This is a genomic window from Acinetobacter celticus, assembly GCF_001707755.1.
Taxonomy (GTDB): domain Bacteria; phylum Pseudomonadota; class Gammaproteobacteria; order Pseudomonadales; family Moraxellaceae; genus Acinetobacter; species Acinetobacter celticus.
Genome location: NZ_MBDL01000003.1, coordinates 43,045 through 50,603 on the forward strand (window position 1 = coordinate 43,045; position 7,559 = coordinate 50,603).

The window sequence follows — 7,559 nt, forward strand, 5'->3', positions numbered from 1 at the left end:
TTCCAACGTGAAACTGAATGAGTGGATCAATGACCAGCAAGATCAAGCGCTAAATCGACAGCAACCTGCAAACTTGAACTTTTAGCCAGTCCAGTACCAGCAAGGGAGAGTGCTGTGCCATGATCTACTGAAGTACGAATAAACGGTAAGCCGAGCGTAATATTGATGGCTTCACCAAATCCTTGAGATTTTAACACAGGTAAACCCTGATCGTGATACATCGCTAAAACTGCATCCGCATCTTTTAAATGTTCAGGCGTAAATAATGTATCCGCAGGTAGGCATAAACTCATATCAATGCCTTGTTCACGATAACTTTCTAGCACAGGGTTAATAATTTCAATTTCTTCCATGCCTAAATAGCCGTCCTCACCTGCATGTGGGTTTAAACCACAAACCAAAATTTGAGGATGATCAATCTTAAACTTACTGTTTAAATCATGAATTAATATATCAATCACTTGATGCAAGCGTTCTGCAGTAATTGCATCTGCAACATCACGCAGGGCCAAATGAGTTGTTGCTAAAGCCACACGAAGCGTTTTAGTTGCCAACATCATGACAACACGTGCTACACCTGCAAACTCTTGATAATATTCAGTATGCCCACTGAAATGAATGCCAGCTTCATTAATAATGGACTTTTGAACTGGTGCCGTCGCAACACCGACACTTTTACCCGTCATAGCATATTCAGCAGAACGGCGTAGTTGTTCAAGTACATACGATGCATGGTTTACATCTAATTGCCCCAGAACCACATCATGCGCTAAAGGAACATGCTCTACATAAAGTTGTCCCTTAGATGACGCGCTCTCTTGCCCGATATAATCAATCAGCTCAACGCTCTGTCCTAAAATTTCAGCACGCTTTTTTAGCATCGATTTATCTGCCAATACCACAATTGGTCGTTCATCAATACGGTCTGCTAAATTCAAGCAAATATCTGGACCAATACCTGCGGGTTCCCCGCTCGTGACATATAAAGGAAGCATAACTGACCTTTTAGGACTTATTTCAGTGAAATTATTTTACTGAATCTTTCCAATAAATACCGTTGATTTTTATATTTTAATTATATCTTCATCGGTTTTTTACAATGTGCCCCCAAATAAAAACCAATAGGATCAATAAAATATAACCTCATTATCATATATACCTGAAAAACAATAAATTTAAAGCAACGACCATCAAAAAAATATAATTCAAATACAGACAGATAAATAATATTTCGTCGAATAACGCTACCCCAATAAATTCAATATCATCAATCAAATACCGGATTTATTTTAAATGTTTAAACTGAAGTCAATCAAAATCAACCGATATAAAAATATGATAGAAATCACTAGTCAAATATTAAACAATTCTTTATAATATAGCGCTTGAAATTCAATATTTTCATTTGTGATTCTTCACGTTTTCGTTTAGAATCGCGTCTCCTTTTGTTTGGACAGATTCCATAGTCCAAACCAACTATAATAGGTAGTGGTTTAATGAAAACTCTCAGCGCTAAGCCAGCTGAAGTTCAACACGACTGGTACGTTGTTGATGCTTCTGGCAAAACTTTAGGTCGCCTTGCGACTGAAATCGCTCGTCGTTTACGCGGTAAGCACAAGACTTCTTATACTCCTCACGTTGACACTGGCGATTACATCGTTGTTATTAACGCTGAAGAAATTACTGTGACTGGTAAAAAAGCTCAGGATAAGAAATACTATCGCCACACTGGTTTCCCTGGTGGTATCCGTGAGACTAACTTTGAAAAGTTAATCGCTCACAAACCAGAAACAGTTTTAGAAAAAGCTGTGAAAGGTATGTTACCTAAAGGTCCTCTTGGTTATGCAATGATCAAGAAAATGAAAGTGTATGCAGGTACTGAGCATCCACACGCTGCTCAACAGCCACAAGTTTTGGACATCTAAGGGATAACAGCACATGGCTACTAATTATGGTACAGGTCGCCGTAAGACCGCAACTGCACGTGTTTTCTTGTCAGCTGGTACAGGCAAACTCGTAATCAATAACCGTACACTTGAACAGTATTTCGGTCGTGAAACTGCTCGTATGGTTGTAAACCAACCATTAGAGCTTTTAGAAGCGACTAATAAATACGACCTTTACATCACTGTTGCTGGTGGTGGTATTGGTGGTCAAGCTGGCGCAATCCGTCACGGTATTACTCGTGCATTGATCGCTGCTGACGAAACTTTAAAACCTGCTCTTCGTCAAGCTGGTTTCGTTACTCGTGATGCTCGTGAAGTTGAACGTAAGAAACTTGGTTTACGTAAAGCTCGTAAACGTCCTCAGTTCTCTAAACGTTAATTCGTTTACCGAATCGGACAAAAAGCCTTGGTTTATCCAAGGCTTTTTTATATCTACATTTCATCTTTAGCACCACATACTTAGCAAAATTCAATCAATACAAAATCCTAATATCTAATAAGTAAAAATCTACCAATGATGCTAGTACTAACGCACCACTGATCATTTTTTGAAATCATTGTTCTTTAAATCAAATTATTTTGATCTAGATTAAAAGAGATATCACCTTAAAATGCGCCGCCTAAAAAACTAAATTCAAGAAAGAATACACATTAACCATAACGTCAAATTGACCATTCTTCCAATTATCCAAACTGCTTCGTGATTTTATAGTCTATTTTTAGTATCCTATCTTATTCTAAAAATATTGCTCAGGATTTATGTCAGTCGAACCCGCACCTCCTCAAGGAATCACACTGTATAGTCATGCAGATGATTTTCGATCTCATTGGATCCGATATGTCCTTACAGAGAAGCAAATTAAATATCATTTAATTATCGTTGACGAAGAAGATGAAGATCTAGCCAGCCTGAATCCTTACAATCAACTTCCTATGTTGCTAGAAAATGAACTAAAATTATTCAATACCAATATTATTTCTGAATATTTAGACGATCGTTATCGTCAAAATAAACTGTATGCCGATGCTCCAATGCCCCGCGCAGAACAGCGTCAGTATATTTGGCGCTTTGAGCAAGACTGGCTGAGTTTGGCCGATCTTATTCTTCGTCACCCAGATACACTTGATGCTACAGCAAAAAAAATGGCGCAGAAAAAACTCAAAGATACTTTGGTGTCTTTAACCCCACTATTTCAGCATTTCCCTTTCTTTATGTCTGAACATTTCAGTATTTTAGATTGTATGCTGGCCCCTATTTTTTTACGCTTAAAATCTATGGGAATTGAACTTCCGGCCCAGCAATGTCGCCCAATTCACTTATATTGCCAACGTATTTTTAACCGTCCTGCTTTTGTAAAGTCTATGACGCTGCAGGAAAAAAACCGTTACAGTGATTTACTGACTAATTAATAGAGTACGTTATGTCTGAACAAGAATTGAATCTAAGCCCAACTCGACCTTATATGACCCGTGCCATTTATGAATGGCTCTGTGATAACCAATTAACGCCTTACTTACTGGTCGATGCCACGCAGCCCAACACCATGGTACCAGAGCAGTTTATTCAAGATGGGCAAATCACTTTAAATCTTGCACCACATGCTATTCATGCACTAAACATGGGCAATGATGCCATTACCTTCTCTGCACGATTTGGTGGAGTTTCACGTAATCTTTATATCCCCTTTTCTGCTGTATTGGGTCTCTATGCCCGTGAAAATAGTCAGGGCTTATTCTTTGACCCAAGTGAGTATCAGCATATCCAAAACAATGAAGATGCTTTAAAATCAAGTACTGAAGAAAAACCTGAACAGCCGAAGAAGAAATCAAGCTTAAGGCTACTAGATTAATAATGATGGAGTAAAAAGATGGCTTTTGACTTAGTACAATATTTTGTTGAACAAATTAACACTCAAAGGCCAGAACTTCTTAGCCAATTTAGCAAAGAGGAAAAGCGACATTATATTTCAGAAATTAATGCCCTCACCTTAGGCGAGCTAATTACACAATGGCGCGCAAATGATAAAAAAGCTTATCAAGAAATCACCCAGCCAGATGAGCTTTTCATCCAAGAAGTTGCACGCCACTTAACCACTTCAAAAGAAAATAAGTCCACTTTACCTCATACAGAACTCGAATCGACTACAGTAGCCATTTTCGGTCTACAACTAGCTGAATTAAAACAACTTCATGATACAGCCAATCACAACTTACACAGTATTCGCGAATTACTACTTGGGCAAGTTGAGCATCTAGCCGGCATGGCCGATGATTGGGTTTGGTCAACAAACAATCTTTTAGAACTAAAAGGATCTAAACCCTTTATTGAAGATGAGATATCATTAGAGGCATCAATGAAGGAGTTTAATGATATGGTTAATCAACACTCAGATCATAAACAGGTAGAAATTATTCAATCAATACCTGTTTGGTCAAAAATTCTAGAGCCGATTGTCGCCCTTATCATTCTTTGGTTTTTATATTCTATGGCTTGTAATATTTTTGCATAAATAGAACTAAAGAACAAAAATTAAAAGAACAGACTTGTCTGTTTTTTTAATTTCCAAAGATCAGATTAAGTCTAAAAAAAAAATACTATGTTTGTTTTTTGTAATTTAAATTCAAATCAATACTATATAACTAAAAAAATACTCAAAATTACATTTATTTACACTCTTATTTCCTTAGCTAACTAGTCCAGATTTAAGTTTTAAAAGCACAAAATATCTAAAAAATGATAACAAAATCACATTAATAATTTAGAATCACTCAACTCTCTTTTAAATAAATATTATCTCTTTCTCCTAATAAAATATTTCTATTGAAAACTATTTACCCTTTTCTATAATGAAATTAAGCAAAGACTAAAAGTTTTAAAATCGTTGCTTAGATAAAATTTATAATTATGTATGACCAATAAGAGAGAAAAATATGGCTAAAGTTTCATTAGATTCACTCACAGGTATTGATGGTTTTTATGCGGCAGCTTTAGTAGATGGAGAAAGTGGCTTAGCCCTTGCCACACAAGGGGGTGGAGACATTGATTTAGAACTTGCAGCGGCAGGTAATACCGAGGTTGTAAGAGCTAAAAGACGTGTCGCCCAATCACTTAATTTAAATGACCATATTGTTGATATTCTTATTACTTTAGGAAAACAATATCATCTTATCCGTCCATTAGAAAAAAATGAAAATGTTTTTCTATATTTAGTCCTAGACCGAGCAAAAGCTAACTTAGCCATGGCTCGTCATGAACTAAAATCTTATGAAAAAGAGCTAGATTTCAATTGATTCAAAATAATCCCCTTTATTCAATATAAAGGGGATTTAACACCCACTATTGCAAATAGCATAATCTAGAAATTAATAGAGGGATAATATGAGTAAGCGATATATTAATATTGCTATTACTGGTTTGAATATTCAAGATTCTGTTGAATTAAAAAATCAGCTTTGCAATATAATTCAAAACAACTTAATTATTCAATGGAAAAAAGCTTCTGATATTAATTTGGATTGCTTATTTATTCATGAAACCTTTTTTAATACAGATGGCATACAAAACCTACTGAGTAAAACAAATTTTCCTTGGCTAAAAATATCAAAAAACACTCAATTAAGTGGAAAAGTCCAAGACAACACTTTATATCTTCCTTTAGAAAAGGAAAATGAACTTCATCATTGGCTGAATCAACATATTATTAATAAATCACCAGATAGCCAGACGAATGATGAGGTACAAGCACAATCTCATTCTACAGAACAGACCCTGCAGATTGAACAACCGCATCATTTTAATGAACGCTTTTTCAAGCAAATGCTAACAGACTTACCTAAAAACAAACTACATCTTTATGATAATCAAGGCTCGATAGCAATCATTGATATTGAAAATAACTCTGTCTGGTCTAATCCAAATCGTTTACAACCAACAACTGATCTTAGTTTCAAATACGACCTAGCCTCTACTTCTGATTTAGTCAAAGTCGACAGAACAGAGAGTGTTATTTTACAAGATTGGCTTTGGAATTTATTTTGGAATTCTCCAGAATTTTATCAAATTTGCCCTGAAGATGGCCATTACCGCATTCATTTTTGGCCAAAACCTATTAATAAAAGCCAACGAAAAAAAATATTTAAGCTTTCTGCATGTTTTATTCAAGGTGCAAAAATTTCTAAAATTGCAGAACAACAAAATATCCCAATTCATTTTATTCGACAATTCATTGCCGCCAATATTGCAATCAATAATATTAGCAAAATTAATATTTGGGATACTCATTACACCCCACCTGAAGTTCACGAGACTCAGGCAGATAACAGCTTTATTCAAAGCTTCATTGGAAAGTTGCGCAAAAAATTTGGCTTTTAAAGGATAAATTCGATGATTCTTCAGCAGTATAAAATTGTTTTTGCAGGTTCTATGGGTGCAGGTAAAACTGAGGCGATCCGCTCACTGTCTGATATCCCTGTATTACTCACAGAAGCTTTTAATACAGATACAAATAGCCATTCCAAGTTAGAAACAACAGTGGGTATTGATTATGGTGAAGTCAGTTTAGAAGATAATATTAAAATTGGTCTATATGGGACTCCAGGACAAAGCCGATTTGACTTTATTTGGCCTGTTATTTGTCGTGGCGCAATCGGTGCTATTATCCTAATTGATCACAATACTGAATCACCACTCGAAGAACTAGAGAAATATTTAGAGACCTTTCAAAATTATACAGAAAACATTGCCATAGGGATTACGCATGTTGACAACTCTTCTAAATCTACAGCTTTCTACAAAGATTGGTTAGTCAGTCAAGATTTATTTTCACCACTTTTTTTTATTGATGCACGAAAAAAAGATGATGTTTTATTACTTTTAGAAGCATTAATTACCTCTGTAGAAATCAATCACAACCTATTAACCTAAAAGGAATAATCATGTTTGGTATTCAAGAAAATAGGGTTGCTCCACCACATTTAATTCAAAAAGCAAAAACTGAAATACAAAATATAATGAGCAATACTCGTGGTATCCACTTTATTATGGTCTGCTCTAATGATGGCTTTGAACTTACCAGCCTCTATAAAAAAGAAAATTATAACAATAGTAAGCTTGCCGCTGTAGGAAGTTCAATATTGGCTATGGTAACTGCCTTTACAAAGGAAATTCATTTAACAGGCTGTCAAACTCTAACTCTAGATGCAGAAAATGGAAAAGCAATATTGAGCTCAGTCGCGTCACCTCAGCATCCTTTAATTATTATTGTACTTGCTGAAAAAGATGTTCTATTAGGCCAAATACTTTATATGTTAAAACGTGCATCTCATGCTATTGAAACTTTTGATACACGGCTTTAATTGTTTTCTTATATTTTTTCATTTTTCTTTCCTGCATAAAAACCCCCTCAGTCTTGTGACTGAGGGGGTTTTTAGAATTAATGAGCTGGCGATGACTTACTCTCACATGGGTAACCCCACACTACCATCAGCGCAAAGAGGTTTCACTTCTGAGTTCGGGAAGGGATCAGGTGGTTCACTCTTGCTATTGTCGCCAGCACAACTGTTTATGACTACTCGCTATGGTCTTAATTACGTTGCTTACGCTTCGTTGTGCCT

At 35.8% G+C, this 7,559-nt stretch carries 10 protein-coding genes and 1 rRNA gene; 9 read left to right on the forward strand and 2 right to left on the reverse strand.

Annotated elements, in window-relative coordinates:
• Positions 1-26: 26 nt before the first annotated feature.
• On the reverse strand, positions 27-995 hold the full coding sequence (pdxA, locus tag BBP83_RS03675) for a 4-hydroxythreonine-4-phosphate dehydrogenase PdxA (protein WP_068886066.1): 969 nt from the start codon (positions 993-995) through the stop codon (positions 27-29).
• A 501-nt stretch (positions 996-1,496) separates the two neighbouring features.
• Between pdxA and rplM the strand changes: the two genes are divergently transcribed.
• The 9 genes from rplM (at position 1,497) to BBP83_RS03720 (ending at position 7,301) form a co-directional block, all read left to right on the forward strand.
• On the forward strand, positions 1,497-1,925 hold the full coding sequence (rplM, locus tag BBP83_RS03680) for a 50S ribosomal protein L13 (protein WP_068886067.1): 429 nt from the start codon (positions 1,497-1,499) through the stop codon (positions 1,923-1,925).
• A 13-nt stretch (positions 1,926-1,938) separates the two neighbouring features.
• Complete coding sequence (gene rpsI, locus BBP83_RS03685; protein WP_068886068.1) at positions 1,939-2,325, forward strand: 30S ribosomal protein S9; 387 nt, start codon at positions 1,939-1,941, stop codon at positions 2,323-2,325.
• A gap of 380 nt (positions 2,326-2,705) precedes the next feature.
• On the forward strand, positions 2,706-3,356 hold the full coding sequence (locus BBP83_RS03690; RefSeq protein ID WP_068886069.1) for a glutathione S-transferase N-terminal domain-containing protein: 651 nt from the start codon (positions 2,706-2,708) through the stop codon (positions 3,354-3,356).
• An 11-nt stretch (positions 3,357-3,367) separates the two neighbouring features.
• Positions 3,368-3,796: a ClpXP protease specificity-enhancing factor gene (locus tag BBP83_RS03695; protein ID WP_068886070.1), complete on the forward strand. Its 429-nt coding sequence runs from the start codon at positions 3,368-3,370 to the stop codon at positions 3,794-3,796.
• A gap of 18 nt (positions 3,797-3,814) precedes the next feature.
• Positions 3,815-4,456: a hypothetical protein gene (locus BBP83_RS03700; protein ID WP_068886071.1), complete on the forward strand. Its 642-nt coding sequence runs from the start codon at positions 3,815-3,817 to the stop codon at positions 4,454-4,456.
• A gap of 421 nt (positions 4,457-4,877) precedes the next feature.
• Positions 4,878-5,237: a roadblock/LC7 domain-containing protein gene (locus tag BBP83_RS03705; RefSeq protein ID WP_068886072.1), complete on the forward strand. Its 360-nt coding sequence runs from the start codon at positions 4,878-4,880 to the stop codon at positions 5,235-5,237.
• Between the two features lie 124 nt (positions 5,238-5,361).
• Positions 5,362-6,318, forward strand: coding sequence for a hypothetical protein (locus BBP83_RS03710; protein WP_245669707.1), 957 nt, complete (start codon positions 5,362-5,364; stop codon positions 6,316-6,318).
• Positions 6,319-6,330: 12 nt separating this feature from the next.
• Positions 6,331-6,870, forward strand: coding sequence for a GTP-binding protein (locus tag BBP83_RS03715; RefSeq protein ID WP_068886074.1), 540 nt, complete (start codon positions 6,331-6,333; stop codon positions 6,868-6,870).
• 11 nt (positions 6,871-6,881) lie between these two features.
• Complete coding sequence (locus tag BBP83_RS03720; RefSeq protein WP_068886075.1) at positions 6,882-7,301, forward strand: roadblock/LC7 domain-containing protein; 420 nt, start codon at positions 6,882-6,884, stop codon at positions 7,299-7,301.
• 83 nt (positions 7,302-7,384) lie between these two features.
• Here BBP83_RS03720 and rrf read toward each other — a convergent pair.
• Positions 7,385-7,499: ribosomal RNA gene (rrf, locus tag BBP83_RS03725) — 5S ribosomal RNA — on the reverse strand.
• Positions 7,500-7,559 lie beyond the last annotated feature (60 nt).